The following is an 18,621-nucleotide window of genomic DNA, read 5'->3' on the forward strand; positions in this document are numbered from 1 at the left end:
TATAAGAAGGGGCCCTTCCTTACACCTCGGCTAGCGCCAGCCGTAGCCGGTACGCAGTGCCCGGCCGACCTTGTCGAAGCGGGCGCGGTCCAGCACCGCGCCCTCCCGGCGGATGCTGTCCTCGCGCATCGTCAGCACCCGGTCGAGGCGGACCCAGCTCGGCCGGTTGTCCCGGTCCCACTCGCCGGGGCCGAGGGCGAGCCAGTGCCGTTGGCCGTCCCGGTCGCTCTGGCTGGAGAGCATCAGCCCGAAGAGGGTCCGGCTGACCCGCCCGACCACCAGTACCGGACGGTCCTTGCCCTGGCGCGGATCGTCCTCGTAGGACACCCAGGTCCAGACGATCTCGCCCGGATCGGCCTGTCCGTCCAGCTCGGGGGCGTAGGTCAGCTCCCGACGCTGCAACGCGGAGACCTGGCGTCGTCGTGCGGGCTGGGCGGGGATGGGACCCCCGGTTCGCGCCGAGGCACGCCGAGTCACCCGGCTGACGGTCGCGGTCACGCCCTTCCAGAGATTCGCCACGGCGGAACCCTACCCGCCCCCGCCAGACCGGCCCGGCCCGGCTCGATCAGGCCGAGCCGGGCCGTAACCAACCGGCACGTCCGGTTCAGCGCGCTGTGGCGTGTGGGGGTGGGGGTAGCCGGGCCGGGTGTGCGGGGGCGGCGGTTCAGCGGGCCGGTGGTGTCCAGCCGGGGTCGCGGCCGCTGAAGCCCAGTGCCCGGTCGAACGGCGGTGCGTCCGCCGGCACCGGCACCACCGGCCCGAACAGTCCCTCGCGGCTGGCGGCCTGTTCCGGGCGGGCCGACTCGGTGGTGAACGCCAGCACCGCCTCGGTGCTGGCCGGATCGCAGTGGAACGGCTGACCGGTCGCCTTGGCCAGGTCCCAGCCGTGCAGCACCAACTCGTCCAGCGCGACCATGCCCATCACCTCGGCGGGCATCGTCACCCCGCCGGCGGTGGTCATCCCGACCCAGGCGTCCGGCTGCCGCCATGCCTCGACCAGCTCGGTAAGCCTGGCCGGCAGGACGCTGCGCCACTGTGGATCGAGGCTGACGGGGCCGGCCTTTGAAGGCGGAGCGGAGCCGCCCGGGCCGTCCCCGTCGGACTTGCGCGCCGCCCAGGTGAAGGCGAGCGACAGGCCCATCAGATGGTCCAGCAGGGCGGCCACCGAGGTATCAGTGCTCGGTGTCGGGTCGGTCAACTGGTCGTCGGTCATCCCGGCAACCAGCCGGATCACCTCCTGTGCGGCAGGATCCAGGTCGAGCATCCGCATCTCCTTCGACATTTGCCAGCATGTCCGACTCGTCCGCCAATCGACGACCATGCCGGACGAGTGCCAGGGCAGCACCGACCGGACCGGTCGGCGGGACCAGCCGGAACCGGGCCAGCCGTCGGTGTCCGAGGGCCGGACCGAGGGCCGGACCGAGGGCCGGGCCGGCCGTCCGGGAGACTATCCACCACCACCGACAAACCGGGCCGGAAACCGGCCGGCGGGGTGCCGGTCAGCCGATCCGCAGCACCAGGTCGCGGAGCCAGACCGACCACCGTGGACTGTCGTGCACCCGCTCCGGTACGAGGTAACGCTCGTGGTCCACCCGGCGGATCACCTCGTCGCGTACCGGAAGCAGGATGATCTCGACGCTGAACGGGCGTACCGAGCGGCTCAGCGAGCGTTCGACCTGGCGTACCACCTCGGCGGTGGCCGGGTTGCCCGGATCCGTTCTAGCGAAGGAGTCACGCTGCCGGGCGACGTGCCAGTCGCGGGCCTCCGGCCAGCGTTCGGCGACCACCCGGCGCAGCGTCGGCCACGGCGCCAGGCCGAGCGGATCCGGGGTGTCGTCGGCCGGCTCCAGCCCGGCGTGCGGCGGCGGACGCCGGGCCGCCGGGTCGACAAGCGAAAGCCACCAGCCGAGCCACTCCGCGCCCGGCACGAAGCCGAGCGGCCGGGTCGGCGCCGGTGGTTCGTCGAGGTCCAGCGGACCGGGTACCAGCCGGTGCGACGGCACCTCGATGCGCTCGCTGGCCCGAATCCACAGTGCACAGTCGATCAGGAAGTCCCACCGACGTATGCCGATCCGCCAGGAGCCCGGATCTCGCAGTTCCACCGCCGTCTCCTCCCCTCGGCCGCCACTGACCAGGGTAGTGAGCCGAACGGAGGATCGGCGGAGACGAATGGATGGAGGGCTGGTTGGCTGACCGGACGACCTCGGTCACTGCTTGGGGTCGTACCCCAGGTTGGGGCGGAGCCAGCGCTCGATCTCGGCGATCGGCAGCCCGCGCCGCGCCGCGTAGTCCTCGACCTGGTCCCGACCGAGCCGGCCGACTGTGAAGTATCGCGACGACGGGTGCGCGAAGAGCAGCCCGCTGACGCTGGCGGCCGGCGTCATCGCGTACGACTCGGTCAGGCCCATCCCGAGTGCCTCGGCGTCGAGCAACTCGAAGAGCCGAGACTTGAGGCTGTGGTCGGGGCTGGCCGGGTAGCCGAGGGCGGGACGGATGCCCCGGAACCGTTCGGCGTGCAGGTCCTCGATCGCCGGGTCGGCGTCCGGCTCGTACCAGTCCCGCCGGGCCCGCAGGTGCAGGTACTCCGCGAATGCCTCGGCGAGCCGGTCGGCCAGCGCCTTCACCATGATCGCCCGGTAGTCGTCGTGCCGCGCCTCGAATCCGGCGGCCAACTCCTCGGCACCGTGGATCGCCACCGCGAAGCCGCCGAGGTGGTCACCGGCCGGCGCGACGTAGTCGGCGAGGCAGCGGTTCGGCCGCCCGGCCGGCTTGGCGGTCTGCTGGCGGAGCATCGGGAAACGGGAGCCGGCGGCCTCGCCGGTCAACACGATGTCGTCACCCTCGGCGTGCGCCGGCCAGAAGGCGTACGACCCGACGGCGGTGAGCGTGCCGTCGGCGATGATCTGGTCGAGCAGGGTGTTGGCGTCGTCGTAGAGTTCCCGGGCCACCGGCTGGTCGAGGATCGCCGGGAACTTCCCCTTCAACTCCCAGGCGAGGAAGAGGAACTGCCAGTCGATCATCTCGCGCAGTTCGGTCAGCTCGGGCCGGACGACGCGTACGCCGGTGAAGGCCGGCACCGGCGGCTCGGTGTGGTCGACCTCTTCCCGGTTCTCCCGGGCCTGGTCGAGGGTGAGCAGCGGAACCCTGTCCCGCCCCTCGTGCTGCTCGCGCAGCCGCTGCTGCTCGGCGCGGTTGCGTACGTCCAGTTCGGCGGCCCGCTCCGGGTTCAGCAGGTCGGAGACCACCCCGACCACCCGGGACGCGTCGAGCACGTGCACGGTGCTGCCGTCGTACGCCGGGGCGATCCGGACCGCGGTGTGCTGCCGGGAGGTGGTGGCCCCGCCGATCAGCAACGGCAGGTTCATCCCGCGCCGCCGCATCTCGGCGGCGACCGCGACCATCTCGTCCAGGGACGGGGTGATCAGCCCGGAGAGCCCGATCGCGTCGGCGCCCTCGGCGATCGCGGTGTCCAGGATCTTCGCCGCCGGCACCATCACGCCGAGGTCGACCACGTCGTAGTTGTTGCAGCCGAGCACCACGCCGACGATGTTCTTGCCGATGTCGTGCACGTCGCCCTTGACCGTCGCCAGCACCACCTTGCCCTGGCCCCGGTTGGTGTCGAGCCGGCCCTCTGCCCGGGCCTGCTCCTTCTCCGCCTCCATGTACGGCTCCAGGTAGGCGACCGAGCGCTTCATCACCCGGGCACTCTTGACCACCTGGGGCAGGAACATCTTGCCGGAGCCGAAGAGGTCGCCGACGACCTTCATGCCATCCATCAGCGGCCCCTCGATCACGTCGAGCGGGCGGTCGGCCTGCTTGCGCGCCTCCTCGGTGTCGGCCTCGACGAAGTCGACGATGCCGTGCACCAGCGCGTACGACAGGCGCTCGGCGACCGGGGTCTCCCGCCAGGCGAGGTCGACGGTGCGCCGGGTGCCGGAGCCGCTGACCGTGGAGGCGAAGCTGACCAGCCGGTCGGTCGCGTCCGGGCGCCTGTCGAAGAGCACGTCCTCGACGAGTTCCAGCAGGTCGGCGGGGATGTCCTGATAGACGGCGAGCTGACCGGCGTTGACGATGCCCATGTCCAGCCCGGCCCGTACGGCGTGGAACAGGAACGCCGAGTGCATCGCCTCGCGTACGACGTCGTTGCCGCGGAACGAGAACGACAGGTTGGAGATGCCGCCGCTGGTCCTCGCTCCAGGGCAGCGCTCCTTGATCAGCGGGAGCGCGTCGATGAACGCCTTCGCGTACCCGTTGTGCTCGCTGATCCCGGTCGCCACCGCCAGTACGTTCGGGTCGAAGACGATGTCGGTGGGAGCGAAGCCGGCCCGCTGGGTGAGCAGGTCGTAGGCTCGGGCGCAGATCGAGACCTTCCGCTCGGTGGTGTCGGCCTGACCGAGTTCGTCGAAGGCCATCACCACCACACCGGCGCCGTAGTCGCGGATCCGCCGGGCCTGCTCCAGGAACGCCTCCTCACCCTCCTTGAGGCTGATCGAGTTGACGATCCCCTTGCCCTGCACGCACTTGAGCCCGGCCTCCAGCACGCTCCACCGCGAGCTGTCGATCATGATCGGGATGCGGGCGACCTCGGGTTCGGTGGCGATCAGGTTCAGGAAGGTGGTCATCGCCCGCTCGCTGTCGAGCAGGTCGGCGTCCATGTTCACGTCGAGGATGTTGGCGCCACCGCGTACCTGCTCCAGCGCCACGTCGACGGCGGCCTGGTAGTCGTCGGCCTCGATCAGCCGGCGGAACCGCGCCGACCCCGTCACGTTGGTCCGCTCGCCGATCATCACGAAGCCGGTGTCGGGGCCGATGGCGAACGGCTCCAACCCGCTGAACCTGGTGACGCTCGGCACCACCGGTACCGGTCGGGGTGGCTGGCCGGCGACGGCGGCGGCGATCCGGGCGATGTGGTCCGGGCCGGTACCGCAGCAGCCGCCGACGATGTTGACCATGCCGGCGTCGACGAACTCGCGGAGCAGCCGGCTGGTCTCCTCGGGCTGCTCGTCGTAGCCGCCGAACGCGTTCGGCAGCCCGGCGTTCGGGTGGCAGGCGACGTAGGTGTCGGCGAGCCGGGCCAGGTCGGCGACGTGCGGACGCGCCTCGGTGGCGCCGAGCGCGCAGTTGACCCCGACGACCAGCGGCTCGGCGTGCGCGATCGAACTCCAGAATGCCTCGACGGTCTGCCCGGAGAGGGTCCGGCCGCTCAGGTCGACGATGGTCACCGAGATCCACAGCGGCAGATCCGGCGCCACCTCCCGGGCGGCGGCGATGGCGGCCTTCGCGTTGAGCGTGTCGAAGATCGTCTCGATCAGCAGGATGTCGACGCCGCCTTCCACCAGCGCCCGGATCTGCTCGGCGTAGGAGTCCCGGACGGTGTCGAAGGAGACCGTCCGGAAGGCCGGGTCGTCCACCCGGGGCGAGAGCGACAGGGTCACGTTCAGCGGCCCGACCGAGCCGGCGACGAACCTGCCGCCCGCCTCGTCGGCGGCCTGCCGGGCGAGCTGGGCGCCGCGCAGGTTCATCTCCGGGACCAGCGCCTGGAGGCCGTAGTCGGCCTGCGCGATGCTCGTCGCGGTGAAGGTGTTCGTCGAGGTGATGTCCGCGCCGGCCGCCAGGTAGCGCCGGTGTACGTCGAGGACGACGTCCGGCCGGGTCAGGTTGAGCAGGTCCGGGTCACCGGTCACGTCGTGCGGGTGGTCGGCCGGCAGGTCGCCCCGGTAGTCGGCCGGGGTGAGCCCGGCGCCCTGGAGCATCGTGCCCCAGGCGCCGTCGATGACGACGATCCGCTGCGCCAGCAGTTCGCGCAGCGCGGCTGTGCGGGACCTGCGATCGTCGGCCCGGGTCGGCGTCGTATTCACGTGGCCACCTCCGTCGTGAAGAACGGAGGCGCCCTTACTTGACGTAACGGGTGGAACCGGGCCGAGCGTGGCGGGCATTTCGCCCGTTGCAGCGCCTCTCGACCCGAGGAATGAGGATACCGGATCGGGCGTGGACCGGTCGGGACCGCTCAGTCTGCGGGACGCCCGGCTGCCGGCGGGGCGTACCGACTGCTGGCGGGCGTACCCCAGCCAGCGCGCGGGTGCCGGCGTCGCCCGGCTGGCCGATATCAACGGTGATTGATCGGCTGGGGGATCGACGGGACGAGACTGTCTCATCTACGCTCGGTGCGCATGCGTCAGGCGACGCGTGTCCGGCACCGATGCCGGTCCGGCGGCCGGCATCGCCACACACCGCTGCCGCCAATCCGTGGTCACACGCTGTCCGCATGGAGGTATCGCCGTCTTGACGAGCGAAAAGGCCCCGCCGGGCGTCGACATCACCCGCCCAAGCATCGCCCGGGTCTACGACTTCATGCTGGGCGGCAAGGACAACTTCGCGGTCGACCGGAAGGCGGCCGAGATGGCGTTGCGGATCACGCCGGACGGTCCGGAGGCGGGCCGCGCCTGTCGCGCCTTCCTCCGCCGGGCAGTCCGATATCTGGCTGCGGAGGCCGGCATCCGGCAGTTTCTCGACATCGGCTCGGGACTGCCGACCCAGGGCAACGTGCACGAGATCGCCCACGAGGTGGACCCGGCCGCCCGGGTGGTCTACGTCGACAACGACCCGATGGCGCTCGCGCACGGGCGGGCCCTGCTCGCGGACGCCCGGACCACCTCGGTGGTCGAGGCCGACCTCCGGCAGCCGGAGCAGCTCCTCGAACACCCCGATGTCCGGGGGATGATCGACTTCGACCGGCCGGTCGGGCTGCTGCTCCTGGCGGTCCTGCACCACCTGAGCGACGAGGAGGGTCCGGGGGACGTCACCCGCCGGCTCGTCGCCACACTCCCGTCCGGCAGCTATCTGGCGATCTCGCACTTCCACGATCCGGGTGACGCCCATCCTGAGGTGTCCCGCCGGGCCCGGGGGGTGGAGAAGGTCTTCAACGAGACCCTCGGCACCGGCCGCTGGCGTACCCACCAGGAGATCTCCACCTACTTCGGTGACCTGGAGCTGCTGCCGCCCGGCCTGGTGCCGCTGGCCGAGTGGCGCCCGGACGGCACCGAGGACTACCGGCAGACCGACACCTACCACACCATCGTCGGCGGAGTGGCCCGCAAACCCTGACGGCACCGGCGCCCGCCGTACGCCGTCCGGAACAGTCGTTGACCTCAAGCGCGGTTCAACCAGCAGGATCTGGTGTACCCGCCGAGGAGGTCACGTTGCCGATGGACGCCAGTACCCGCCCGATCGATGCCGGAGCGCACCTGCGGATAGCCCGGCCCAGCCGCGACCCGGCGGCGGTCGAACGCTTCTACGTCGCCGGGCTCGGGCTGGCGGTGCTGTACCGGTCGGCCGGCGCCGGCCCGGGGGAGCACGATCTGCTGATGCTCGGCTGGCCGGAGGCGAGCTGGCACCTGGAGATCGTCAGCGGCCCGCACCTGGACGTCCACCCCGCGCCGAGCGCCGAGGACCTGCTCGTGCTCTACCTGGCCGCCCCTGTCGACGACACGCTGGTCGACCGGCTGGTGGCGGCCGGCGGCCGGCGGGTCGGCCAGGGCGCGTACTGGGACCGCTGGGGCGTGACGTTCGAGGATCCGGACGGCTACCGACTGGTGCTGTCCAGCCGCTCCTGGTCCAACGCCGGCTGACCGGGGTGATCGGGAGCGGGCGACGGGCGCCACGGGTCCGGCTCACCGGCTGATGGCCGGGGGCAGCGGGCGGTGGTACACGATGTCGAGGCGGGAGACGGCCCGGGTGAGCACCACGTACAGCCGGAACGGCCCGCGTGCTTCGGCGTCGACGATGTCGGCCGGTTCGACGACGATGACGTGGTCGTACTCCAGGCCCTTCGCCATCGTCGCGGGCAGGACGGTCACCGTGCCGGCTGCCCCGACGGCGTCGGCGCCGATGGTCCGGATACCCGCCGCGGTCAGCGCGCCGCCCAGCGGTGACGTACGGGCGTCCGCCGTGATGACCGCGATCGAGCCTTCGTGGCGAAGCGCGTCGCGTACCGCCGCGACCGTCTCGGCGGGCAGGTCGTCCGCTCGCCGGAATCGCAGTGCGCCGTCGACGCGGACGGCCCGGGTGGCGGGCACGTCCACGTTGAGGGTGCCGAGTAGCTGGTTCGCCAGCCCTACCACCGCACCGGGTACCCGGAACCCGGTGGTCAGCGCCACCACCTGCGCCTTCGGCTTCCCGAGGTGGGTCAGCTGGTCGGACCAGTTGACCGCCGCCCAGGGCGTGGTGCCCTGGGCGAGGTCGCCCAGCACGGTCAGCGAGCCGTGCCCGCTGCGGCGGGCCAGTGCGCGGCACTGCATCGGTGAAAGATCCTGGGCCTCGTCGAGGATGATGTGCCCATAGGCGCCCGGATGGTCGATCAGACCGGCGACCTCGTCGATGAGGACGAGATCGGCCGACGACCATCGGGCGGTCTTCGCGGTACGCGGCCGGGGCCACGAGATCGCCGCCTGCTCCGCCGGGGTCAGCAGGCCGTCGGCCGCCTCGGCGAGCGCCGCCGGGTCGCCGAGCAGCGTCGCCACCAGTTCCTCGGGTCGGATGGCGGGCCAGACCTGGTCGAGGAGGTCCTTGACCGGCCGGCACCGGCCCATCCGCTGGCTCCAGGCACCGCCCGGGGTCTGGCCCCGAGCCTCGGCCCGCCGTTGCAGCAGGCCGACGATGCGGGCGCGGAGCCGTTCCCGGCCGACGCCGTACAGCGGCGACTCCTGCCGGACTTTGCCGACGAGGCGGCCCAGGACCTCCGCCGACAGCCGCCAGCGGAACGACCCGTCCGGCACGGTGATCGCGTCGGTCGGTTCACCGAGCCGGCCGTACAGGGCCCGGGTGAGCACGCCGGCCATCCGGGCGTCGTGCTTCACGGCTGCCGCCGCATCGGTGTCGGTGGCGGAGACCGGTCGGTGGGCGAGGAGTTGGTCGAGGGTACGTTGCTCGACGTCGACCTCGCCGAGGGCCGGGAGTACGGCCGAGATGTACCGCAGGAAGGTGGGGTTGGGCCCGATCACGAGTACGCCGTTGCGCTTCAGCCTCCTGCGGTGCGTATAGAGCAGGTAGGCGGCGCGGTGCAGCCCGACGGCGGTCTTGCCGGTGCCGGGGGCGCCCTGGACGCAGACGGACTCGTCCAGGTCGGCCCGGACCAGGTCGTCCTGTTCGGGCTGGATGGTGGCGACGATGTCCCGCATCGGGCCCACCCGGGGGCGTTCGATCTCCTGCGTGACGAGGCGACTGCTCGTGCCCGGCGCGTCGCCACGGTCCAGGTGCTCGTCCTCGAAGCCGGTCAGCTTGGCCGGGCCCGGCGAGTGGCTGCTCCAGCCGTAGCGGCGCCGCACCGCCACGCCCTGGCGGTCCCGGGCGCTGGCGCGGTAGAAGGCGCGGGACACCGGTGCCCGCCAGTCGATCACCAACGGATCGCCGGACTCGTCGGCGACGTGGCGCCGGCCGAGGCGGTAACGCTGCCCGCCGTGTTCACCGGCCTCCGGACCGGCTTCGAACTGGAGGCGTCCGAAGTAGAGCGGCCCGTCCGGTTCCTCGGCGAGTTCCTTGGCGTGGCTTTTCAGCACTCGGCCCAGGACTTCGGCGGTGTAGCGGTCGCCGGCGACGTTCGCCCCGGTCGCGACGCGGAGCCGGGCGATGTCCAGCAGGTGGGCCAGCGCGGCCCGGGCGGCGGCCAGGTGCGCCCGTTCGTCGGCGAGATCAAGATCGAGAGGTCTGCTCACGGCAAGCCTTTCGGGGCATGGTCAGGGAACAAGCTTAACTGAGTTAAGACTATAACTCGTACAAGAAATTGGCTCGGTAATGTGAGATGGGCTAGGCTCGTCGGGTGACCGAGCAGGTAGGGCTCCGCGAGCGCAAGCGGCGGCGCACCCACGACGCGATCTCGGCGGCGGCGATCTCACTCTTCCTCGACCGAGGGTTCGATGCGGTCTCCGTGGCCGACGTGGCTGCGGCGGCAGAGGTGTCCAAGCCGACCCTGTTCAAGTACTTCGCATCCAAGGAGGACCTCGTCCTGCACCGGATCGCGGACCATCAGGGCGAGCCGGCGCGGGTGGTCCGCGGGCGGGCGGCCGGCGAGAGCCCGCTCGGCGCGTTGCGCCGGCACTTCCTCGACGGGCTCGACCGGCGCGATCCGGTCACCGGCCTGAACGACCACGACCAGGTGCTCGCCTACCACCGGATGGTGTTCTCGACGCCAAGCCTTGCCGCCCGGGTGGCCAGCTATGCCGCAACGGAAGAGGCGACCCTGGCGGAGGCGCTCGACGAGATCCCCGGCCCGGCCGAGGCGCCATCGGGAGGACTCACCTCCCGGCTGGCCGCTGGCCAGATCATCGCGGTCCAGCGCATCCTCGCCCGGGAGAACTGGCGTCGCCTGATCGAGGGTCGCTCCGCCGCAGAGGTCCATCCGGACGCGGTGGTCGCCGCCAACCACGCGTTCGACCTGCTCGAGTCCGGCCTCGCCACCTTCTACGGCGAAGGCTCGGCACCCGACCGGAACGCGTTCTCCGGGCGCGTCGTCTCAGCGAGGTGCGATCACTGATCCGGGTCACCGGCGGCCTCGCCCCGGCCCTCATCAACATCTGCCTACTCGGCCTGCTCGCCGGCTCGACACCCGGGTCCGACCCCGGGACGGTGCCGGAGCCGCCGGCCGACCCGGGCACGCTGGTGCTCCAGTTGCGGGAGTGGCGGAGCATGACCCCGGTGTACGAGCGGGCGGAACTGCCCGAGTTCAGCATCTACGGCGGCGGCCGGGTGATCGTCGGAGGCAACTGGGACGGCTCGGTGCACCAGGCCCGGGAGTACCAGCTCGACCAGGACCGGTACCGGCAGATCTACCGGCTCGCCCACGCCGCCGGCCTGGTTCGGGCCCGTCATCTCGACGACCCGGTGCCGGCCACCGACGGTTCGTTGCTGGTCGCCTCGTTGCGCTCGGCCGGACGGTTGCACACCACCACCCTGGTGTCGCCGACCGAGGACGACACGGGGGCACGGCGCCGGATAGTGGAGTTCCGCCGGACGCTGCGGGTCCTCGTACCGACCGCAGACCGGGTCGGCGGCGCCGGTTACCACCCGACCCGGGTCGCCGTACTCGCCACGGGCGGTTGGGGTGCGCCGACGGAGGCCGACGCGTCGCCGCCCTGGGCGGGGCCGGATCTCCTGGCCGGGGTCCGTACCCAGGTCGGCGTATGCACGCTGCTCGACCCGGCCGGACCGGACGCGGCGACGGTGGCGCTGGCGCGGGCCGCGCCGCTGACCACCCGCTGGCGCAGCGGTGGGCAACTGCTCGGCGTCGCGGTCCGGCCGCTGCTGCCCGACGAACACGACTGCGCCGACCTCGACCGCCGCGCCCCGTGACCGACCGCCGGGGCGCCACCGGGTGCCGCCGGAGGAAGCGGCAGCAGGAACCGGCTACAGGTGCTGCCGGAGGAAGTCGAGTTCGAGGGCGAGCAGCCGTTCGGCGGTGCCACCGGTGGCCATGTGCGTGGCACCGGTGAGCGGGATCACCGAGTGGGTACGGCCGGCGGCCAGCAGCGCGGCGGAGAGCCGCAGGGTGTGCGCTGCCACCACGTTGTCGTCGGCCAGCCCGTGCACCAGCAGGATCGGCCGGACCTCGTCGGGGGCGCGTACCGGCTCGGCGGCGAGTTCCAGCAGCGAGTGGTGGGCGTACACCTCGGGGCTGTCGGCCGGCATCCCGAGATAGCGCTCGGTGTAGGCGGTGTCGTAGAGCGTCCAGTCGGTGACCGGGGCACCCGCGATCGCACACCGGAACAGGTCGGGCCGGCGCAGCGCGGCGAGCGCGGCCAGCCAGCCGCCGAACGACCAGCCCCGGATCGCCACCCGGCCCAGGTCGAGGTCGGGGTGCTTGCCGGCCAGCGCGGTCAGCGCGTCCGCCTGGTCGGCCAGGATCACGTCGGCCAGCCGCCGGTGCACCACCTTCTCGAACGACGGCGCCACGCCCGGGGTACCCCGGTTGTCGATGGTGACCACGGCGTAGCCGGCGTCGGCCCACCACTGCCGCTCCAGCCACGCCGACCGGGCGGCCACCACCTCCTGGTGGCCGGGACCGCCGTACACGTCGAGCAGCACCGGCAGCCGGCGGCCGGTCACGTGGTTTCCGGGGTAGACCACCGCGGCCGGCAGCCGGCGGTCGGTGACCCGTTCCAGGGCGGGCCGCGGCGCGTACGGCGGGGTCGCGGCGAGCGAGCGAAGCGTGCCCACCTCCCGGTCGCCCTGCCAGACCGTCCAGGTGCTGCCGGCGGCGTCGAGCGAGCGGGACTGCACCACGATCACGTCGCCGCCGACCGTCGCGCTGTGCCAGCCCGGGTCGCCGGTCAGCCGCCGGGCGTCGATCCCGCCGGCACCGATCGCGGTACGCACCCGGAACAGGTGCTGCTGGCTCGGCTCGCCGTCGCTCCCCTCGACCAGCAGGTCCGGGCTGCCGTTGCGGTTCGGCAGCCAGCCGACCACCCGGCGGACGTAGAGCGACGGCGGGGTGAGCAGGGTGCCGTCGGCGAAGAGGCAGCGGGCGTCGTAGCCGTCGTGCGCGAGTTCGCCGCCGACGAGTACCCGGCCGTCGGGCAGGTGCCGGGGGGTACCGGCGACCGGCTCGACCCAGCGCGGGTCGGCGAGTTCGGCGTGCACCTGCGTCTCGCCGGTACGCGGGTCCACCGCCAGCACCAGCCCGTGCTGCTGCAACCGCCGCAGTACGGTGATCAGCGGCCCGGTCTCGGCCCACTCCACCGAGACCAGGTAGGGGTAGGTCTCCCGGTCCCAGTGCACGTCGACCCAGCCGCCGTCGAGGTCGAGCAGGTGCAGGCTCACCTCGGCGTTCGGCCCGCCGGAGCGCGGGTACGCCACCGGGCGCGGCGGACTGGCCGGGTCACCGGGATCGTGCAGGTACCAGCGGGGGAGCCGGGACTCGTCGACCCGGGCGGCCAGGATGGCGCGCCCGTCCGGCGCCCACCAGTAGCCCCGGAACCGGCCGAACTCCTCGGCCGCGACGAACTCGGCGAGTCCCCAGGTGACCCCGGCGTCCTCGCCGGCCAGCAGGGTGTCGGTGCCGTCGGGCTCCACCACCCGCAACTGCCCGATCCGGCCAGCACCGCGACCGCCACCGGTGGCGTCGGTGACGTAGGCGAGCCGCGCTCCGGTCGGATCGGGTCGGGGGTCGACCACCGGGCCGGTGACGGCGACCTCGACGACGTCCCCGTGCAGCAGGTCGGCCCGGAAGAGTCGGCCGTCGAGGGTGAAGACCGCGACCCGGGCGGCCGGGTCGGTGGCGTACGAGGCGATGCCGGCGGCGCTCAGCCGGAGCCGTTCCCGCAGTGCCCGCTCGGTCGAGTGTGGCGTGCCGGCCAGGTCGGTGCCGACGCTCGCCTCGGGTCCGGGGCCGGCGAACCGGTTCGGCCGGGCGCCGGCGGCCGCCGCCGCCAGGTCGGTGGGATCGGCGACCGGACCGGTGCTGGTCGGGTCGACGTCGGCCGCCGGGTCGGCGAGCAGGTCGGCGGGGTCGGCGACCAGCCGTTCGGTGCCGTCGGCGACGTCCAGCACCCAGAGCGCGTCGACCGGGTCGGTAGGGCCGCCGGAGCGGAGGAAGAGCACCCGCGAGCCGTCGCTCGCCACCGTCACGGCGCGCGGTGCGCCGCGGCTGAACTGGCGGGTACGGGCGGCCAACTCCGGGTACTCCACACCGTGATCGTAGAGCCGGGCGCTCGGTGATGTGGCCGAGCCGGGCATCGCCGCCCGGTCGGGTACCGGTGGTGGACTGATCACTCTGCGGTGGTGGCGGGCCGCTCCTGAGTGGGGTGAGCCGGCCCGGCCGCGTAGAGTTGCCCGGGTGACGAACCCGAGCGAGGTGGCCGTACCGGCCGAGGAGGCCGAGCCGTTCGGTTCCGCCGATCCGGCCCGGCCGGCCCGACGGCTGCTACTGGTGCACGCACACCCGGACGACGAGGCGATCGGCACCGGCGCCACGATGGCGTACTACGCGGCGGCGGGCGCCGGGGTCACCCTGGTCACCTGCACCCTCGGTGAGGAGGGCGAGATCCACGTACCGGCACTGGCCGGGTTGGCCGCCGCCGAGGCCGACCAGCTCGGCGGGTACCGGATCGCGGAGCTGGCCGCCGCCTGTGCCGCGCTCGGGGTACGCGACCACCGGTTCCTCGGCGGCGCCGGGCGGTACCGCGACTCGGGGATGATGGGGCTGCCCACCAACGACCACCCGAGGGCCTTCTGGCGGGCGGATCTCGACGAGGCGGCCGGTCACCTGGTCGAGATCATGCGTGAGGTACGCCCGCAGGTTGTCGTCACCTACGACCCGAACGGCTTCTACGGGCACCCCGACCACATCCAGGCGCACCGGGTGGCGATGCGGGCGGCGGAACTCGCCGCAGCCGAGGGTTTCGGCCCCGACAAGATCTACTGGACGGCGATGCCGAGGAGTGTGCTGGAGGCGGGCCTGGCCGCCTTCGCCGACACCGCCGACAACCCGTTCGCCGGCACGGAGCAGACCGACGACCTTCCGTTCGGTACTCCGGACGAGCAGATCGCGGCCCGGATCGACGGCACCGACCAGCATGCCGCCAAGGAGGCGGCGATGCGGGCGCACGCGACGCAGATCCCGGAGAACTCCTGGCTCTACTCGATCGCCAGCAACTTCGGCGGCGAGTTCATGGGCGTGGAGTACTACACCCTGGCCGTCGGCTCCCGGGGGCCGGGCGCCGGCCCGTACGGCTGGGAGGACGACCTCTTCGCCGGGCTGCCGGTGGCGGACGCCGACCCGAGCGGGCCGGTACCGGCCGGCGATGTCCTGGCCGATCCGGCCGCCGTGGTCCCGACGCCTTCGACCGGTACGCCGGCGGAGGCGGGCGCGCGGTGAGCCTGTCGGGCCCGTCAGTGTCCGTCCCGTCCGAGCTGGAACCGGTCCCGCCGCCCGCCGAGCCGTCGGCGGTGCACCGGGTGGTCGACGTGCTGCTGCGGGTGGTCGGTGGCGTGGTCGCGGTGGTGGCGGCGGCGGTCACCGCCGTGCTGGAGTTGATCCTGTCGACGCTCCGGGTCGGTGGGGTGCTGGTCGGGGTGTCGGTGCTGGTCACCGTGCTGGCCAACGTGGCGCTGAGCTGGTTCGCGCCCCGGGCGGTGGGTCGGCGCTGGGCGCTCGCGCTGCCCGCCGTCGTCTGGTTCGCTCTGATGGTGGTCGCCGCCGGTGGCACCTCCGAGGGCGACGTGCTGATCGCCGCCAACAACTGGGTCGGGCTGGTGATGATCTTCGCTGGTTCGGTCACCTTCGCGATCATGGGCTTCCGCATGATCATGAATCCACCCGGGCCACCGCCCCCGCAACTGCCCCGCTGATCCGCCCCGCTCGCACCATGGATCCGCACAGCCACGGGTGGTAGAACTCTGTGGCAGGAAGCCCCCGGACGGGAGGGGCCCAGAGGCCAAGAGGACGTGCGATGAAGGAGCGTTGGCTGCCGGTCGGAGTACTCGCCGGTGTGCTGTTCGGGATCAACGTCGCGGCCCGCCTGGTGGCCCGGTTCGGCTTCGGTGACAACACTGAGGTGCAGGACCGGATCTCGCTGGGGATGTTCGCCGCGATCGGGGTGGTCCTGGCGACCCTCGCGTTCCTCCGGGGGCAGCGCCGTCCGCTGCCCGACTGGGCCGGGGAGATGGCGCTCGCCGTACTGGTCGCGATGGTGCTCACCGTCTTCGTCGGGCCCTTCGTCAGCGGCAGCCAGCCGTTCGCCGCGGGCGCCGGGGCGTTCTTCTCGCAGATCTGGCTCTACGCCGGCTTCACCTTCGGCGGGGTACTCGTCGGCTACCTGCTGCTCACCGCGTTCGGCCGGGACTACCGGTCGCAGTCGCTCAAGCGGTACGCCGAGCTGAAGCAGTCCAAGCCCCGCCGGGTCGTACGCCGCTGACCTGCCGGACCAGCCGCGCCGGGATCACTGCGGTGCGACCCGGGTCTGGTAGGTGTGGTGGGTGGTGAAGCCGAGCCGCCGGTAGAGCGAGACGGCGGCCTCGTTGCGCTCCTCGACCTGGAGGAACGCCCGGGTCGCGCCGAGCCCCGCCGCCCACTCCGCGAGCGCCCGGATCAGGTGCTGGGCCAGCCCTCGGCGGCGGGCCGCCGGGACCACCTCGATCAGGCTCAGCCCCAGCCACCGCTCCTTACCGGTGACCGTGCCCCGGGCCACCGCGACCAGTTCCGGCCCGGCGCCCTCCAGCGGCGCGCTGTAAAGGTGTGCGAAGCGGACCTGCGGCACGGCGCTGAGGATGTGCCGGGCGGCGGCCGGCAGCTCCGCCGCAGCTCCGGGGCCCGCCGGCCGGCCGGCGCCGGTCGGGTCAACGGCTCCGGTCGGGTCGCCGGCCTCGGTCGGGTCACCAGCCTCGGCGTCGAGCCGGGCGTACCGCCGGGTCTGCTTCGCCTTGCGCTGGGCGGCCAGGGCGAACCACTCCGGCGAGGCGGTCTCGGCCAGCTCCGGCGCGGGCAGGTCCGGCCGGGCGGGAACGGCGTCCAGGATCGTCGCCAGCGGCGCGGTCTGCACGAGTACCAGCGGCCGGGCCGTCCAGCCCCGCTCGTCCAGCGCCGCGCCGAGCGGGGCGGCCAGCGGGAGCGGCACGTTCACCATCGCCGGCCGGCCACGCTCGGCGTACCAGCGCTGGACCGCGTCGATCGCCTCGTCGAGCGGCCGGTCGGGGTCACCCACCGGCAGGGCGCTGTTCGCCCGTCCGGACCAGCCCTCGGCGGTACGCAGCAGCCAGTCGCCGAGCCGCTCGCGTACCGGTGCCGGCCAGGCCTCGTCCGAGGCGAGTTCGAGTTCGACCACGGCCGCCGCGCTCGGGCGCCGGGCCGGCGGCACCCGCTTGGCCCGGTGCACCTCGTGCAGCGGGACCCGGAGCGGCCCGTTCGCGGTGGCCAGCGTGAGATGGGTCTCGGTCAGGTCGACCAGCTCGCCCAGGGCGTCGCTGAACAGGGCACGTCCGCTCTGATTTCCGACAATCCGGCGCACCACGATCCGATGTCCCACATCGCGACGTCCGAGCACGATCGACCCCCTCCCCGGCGACATACTAGGCTCTTACCGTCGCGGTCGATCGCGGCGTGGCTTGCGGAGGAGAAGATCGGTGACCTACATCATCGCCGAGCCGTGCGTGGATGTGCTCGACAAAGCGTGCATCGAAGAGTGTCCGGTCGACTGCATTTACGAGGGCAACCGGATGCTCTACATCCACCCCGACGAGTGTGTCGACTGCGGGGCGTGCGAGCCGGTCTGCCCGGTCGAGGCGATCTTCTACGAGGACGACGTGCCGGAGCAGTGGAAGGACTACACCACCGCCAACTACGAGTTCTTCGAGGATCTCGGTTCGCCGGGTGGCGCCTCCAAGATCGGCAAGGTGGAGAAGGACACCCCGTTCGTCGCGGCCCAGCCGCCGCGAGGTGAGCACTGAGCGGCACGACAGCGGGTGCCGGCCGGACGCCTGGCCAGGTGGCCTCCGGCCGTACCGGCAACCTGCCCGACTTCCCGTGGGATCTGCTGGAGCCGGCGAAGGCGCTGGCCGGGCGGCACCCGGACGGGATCGTCGACCTCTCCGTCGGTACCCCGGTCGACCCGGTGCCCGCCCCGATCCGGGCGGCGCTGGCGGCGGCCTCGGACGCTCCCGGTTATCCGCTGACCGCCGGTTCCCCGGCGCTGCGCGCGGCGCTCACCCAGTGGGTGGCCCGATACTGCGGGGCTGATCCGGAGACCGTCGGCGTGCTGCCGACGATCGGCTCCAAGGAGCTGGTCGGCTGGCTGCCCACCCTGCTCGGGCTCGGCCCCGGCGACGTGGTGGTGATCCCGCAGGTCTGCTATCCGACGTACGAGGTCGGGGCCCGGCTGGCCGGCGCGGAGGTGGTCCGGGCCGACTCGCTCACCGCACTCGGCCCCGATCCCCGGGTACGCCTGCTCTGGGTCAACTCGCCGTCCAACCCGACCGGCCGGGTGCTGCCACCGGAACACCTCCGCAAGGTGGTGGACTGGGCCCGCGAGCGCGGCGTGGTGGTGGCCAGTGACGAGTGCTACCTCTCGCTGGGCTGGGAGGAGACGCCGACCTCGATCCTCGATCCGGCGGTCTCCGGCGGCGACCACGCCAACCTGCTGGCCGTGCACTCGCTCTCCAAGCGTTCCAACCTGGCGGGCTACCGGGCCGGCTTCGTCGCCGGTGACCGGAGCATCGTCGCCGCCCTGCTGGCGGTACGGAAACACGCCGGGATGATCGTGCCGGCTCCGGTGCAGGCGGCGATGGTCGCGGCGCTCGGCGACGAGGCACACGTGGCCGAGCAGCGCCTCCGGTACGCCGCCCGCCGCGAGGTGCTGCGCGACGCGCTGGCCAAGGCGGGTTTCGAGATCACCCACTCCACCGCCGGGCTCTATCTGTGGGCCGGCCGGGACGAGGACTGCTGGGCCACTGTCGACTGGTTCGCCGAGCGGGGCATCCTGGTCGCACCCGGCGCCTTCTACGGCCCGACCGGCAGCCGGCACGTCCGGGTCGCGCTCACCGCGACCGACGAGCGGGTGGCCGCCGCCGCGGACCGGCTGCTCGGCTGAACCGCGCGCGGCCACGGGCACTCGCGCCGGGAACCGGCGGCGTACCCGG

At 72.7% G+C, this 18,621-nt stretch carries 17 protein-coding genes and 1 riboswitch; of the genes, 10 read left to right on the plus strand and 7 right to left on the minus strand.

Annotated features, from left to right (window positions below; all coding sequences use genetic code 11):
• Positions 1–30: 30 nt before the first annotated feature.
• The 4 genes from CLT71_RS27630 to metH all read right to left on the minus strand — a co-directional run bounded on the left by CLT71_RS27630 (position 31) and on the right by metH (position 5,858).
• The gene (locus CLT71_RS27630) at positions 31–519 is read right to left on the minus strand and encodes a type II toxin-antitoxin system PemK/MazF family toxin (protein ID WP_101369689.1); all 489 of its coding nucleotides are present in this window, start codon (positions 517–519) and stop codon (positions 31–33) included.
• 145 nt (positions 520–664) lie between these two features.
• Positions 665–1,264 carry a DinB family protein gene (locus CLT71_RS27635; protein ID WP_486483479.1) on the minus strand — a complete coding sequence of 200 codons (600 nt, stop codon included), beginning with the start codon at positions 1,262–1,264 and terminating at the stop codon, positions 665–667.
• 235 nt (positions 1,265–1,499) lie between these two features.
• Positions 1,500–2,102: a hypothetical protein gene (locus CLT71_RS27640; protein ID WP_101369691.1), complete on the minus strand. Its 603-nt coding sequence runs from the start codon at positions 2,100–2,102 to the stop codon at positions 1,500–1,502.
• Positions 2,103–2,207: 105 nt separating this feature from the next.
• Entirely contained in the window at positions 2,208–5,858 is a 3,651-nt protein-coding gene (metH, locus tag CLT71_RS27645) for a methionine synthase (protein WP_101369692.1), read from the minus strand.
• Positions 5,859–5,877: 19 nt separating this feature from the next.
• Positions 5,878–5,964: riboswitch (S-adenosyl-L-homocysteine riboswitch) on the minus strand.
• Between the two features lie 24 nt (positions 5,965–5,988).
• Here metH and CLT71_RS38240 point away from each other — a divergent pair.
• From CLT71_RS38240 to CLT71_RS27655, 3 genes are all read left to right on the plus strand, one after another.
• Complete coding sequence (locus tag CLT71_RS38240; protein WP_486483480.1) at positions 5,989–6,120, plus strand: hypothetical protein; 132 nt, start codon at positions 5,989–5,991, stop codon at positions 6,118–6,120.
• A 162-nt stretch (positions 6,121–6,282) separates the two neighbouring features.
• Complete coding sequence (locus CLT71_RS27650) at positions 6,283–7,104, plus strand: SAM-dependent methyltransferase (RefSeq protein ID WP_101369693.1); 822 nt, start codon at positions 6,283–6,285, stop codon at positions 7,102–7,104.
• Positions 7,105–7,205: 101 nt separating this feature from the next.
• Complete coding sequence (locus CLT71_RS27655) at positions 7,206–7,628, plus strand: VOC family protein (protein ID WP_101369694.1); 423 nt, start codon at positions 7,206–7,208, stop codon at positions 7,626–7,628.
• 42 nt (positions 7,629–7,670) lie between these two features.
• On the opposite strand, the gene CLT71_RS27660 is transcribed toward CLT71_RS27655, so the two are convergent.
• The gene (locus CLT71_RS27660; protein ID WP_101369695.1) at positions 7,671–9,710 is read right to left on the minus strand and encodes a helicase domain-containing protein; all 2,040 of its coding nucleotides are present in this window, start codon (positions 9,708–9,710) and stop codon (positions 7,671–7,673) included.
• Positions 9,711–9,814: 104 nt separating this feature from the next.
• On the opposite strand from CLT71_RS27660, the gene CLT71_RS27665 reads away from it, so the two are divergent.
• Both CLT71_RS27665 and CLT71_RS27670 read left to right on the plus strand, forming a co-directional pair.
• Complete coding sequence (locus CLT71_RS27665) at positions 9,815–10,528, plus strand: TetR family transcriptional regulator (protein ID WP_101369696.1); 714 nt, start codon at positions 9,815–9,817, stop codon at positions 10,526–10,528.
• The gene (locus tag CLT71_RS27670) at positions 10,516–11,343 is read left to right on the plus strand and encodes a hypothetical protein (RefSeq protein ID WP_101369697.1); all 828 of its coding nucleotides are present in this window, start codon (positions 10,516–10,518) and stop codon (positions 11,341–11,343) included. Before CLT71_RS27665 ends, CLT71_RS27670 begins: the two co-directional genes overlap by 13 nt.
• A gap of 54 nt (positions 11,344–11,397) precedes the next feature.
• On the opposite strand, the gene CLT71_RS27675 is transcribed toward CLT71_RS27670, so the two are convergent.
• Positions 11,398–13,677: a prolyl oligopeptidase family serine peptidase gene (locus tag CLT71_RS27675; protein WP_101371836.1), complete on the minus strand. Its 2,280-nt coding sequence runs from the start codon at positions 13,675–13,677 to the stop codon at positions 11,398–11,400.
• Between the two features lie 166 nt (positions 13,678–13,843).
• Here CLT71_RS27675 and mshB point away from each other — a divergent pair, with 166 nt between their 5' ends.
• The 3 genes from mshB to CLT71_RS27690 all read left to right on the plus strand — a co-directional run bounded on the left by mshB (position 13,844) and on the right by CLT71_RS27690 (position 15,905).
• The gene (gene mshB / locus CLT71_RS27680; RefSeq protein ID WP_101371837.1) at positions 13,844–14,866 is read left to right on the plus strand and encodes an N-acetyl-1-D-myo-inositol-2-amino-2-deoxy-alpha-D-glucopyranoside deacetylase; all 1,023 of its coding nucleotides are present in this window, start codon (positions 13,844–13,846) and stop codon (positions 14,864–14,866) included.
• 17 nt (positions 14,867–14,883) lie between these two features.
• Entirely contained in the window at positions 14,884–15,339 is a 456-nt protein-coding gene (locus CLT71_RS27685; RefSeq protein WP_101369698.1) for a hypothetical protein, read from the plus strand.
• A 101-nt stretch (positions 15,340–15,440) separates the two neighbouring features.
• Entirely contained in the window at positions 15,441–15,905 is a 465-nt protein-coding gene (locus CLT71_RS27690) for a hypothetical protein (RefSeq protein ID WP_101369699.1), read from the plus strand.
• A 24-nt stretch (positions 15,906–15,929) separates the two neighbouring features.
• On the opposite strand, the gene CLT71_RS27695 is transcribed toward CLT71_RS27690, so the two are convergent.
• Positions 15,930–17,030: a GNAT family N-acetyltransferase gene (locus CLT71_RS27695; protein ID WP_101371838.1), complete on the minus strand. Its 1,101-nt coding sequence runs from the start codon at positions 17,028–17,030 to the stop codon at positions 15,930–15,932.
• A 79-nt stretch (positions 17,031–17,109) separates the two neighbouring features.
• Here CLT71_RS27695 and fdxA point away from each other — a divergent pair, with 79 nt between their 5' ends.
• Together fdxA and dapC are read left to right on the plus strand one after the other, a co-directional pair.
• Positions 17,110–17,433: a ferredoxin gene (gene fdxA, locus CLT71_RS27700; protein WP_101369700.1), complete on the plus strand. Its 324-nt coding sequence runs from the start codon at positions 17,110–17,112 to the stop codon at positions 17,431–17,433.
• A 38-nt stretch (positions 17,434–17,471) separates the two neighbouring features.
• On the plus strand, positions 17,472–18,572 hold the full coding sequence (gene dapC, locus CLT71_RS27705) for a succinyldiaminopimelate transaminase (RefSeq protein WP_101369701.1): 1,101 nt from the start codon (positions 17,472–17,474) through the stop codon (positions 18,570–18,572).
• Positions 18,573–18,621: the final 49 nt, after the last annotated feature.

The sequence above is a fragment of the Plantactinospora sp. CNZ320 genome, assembly GCF_002846275.1.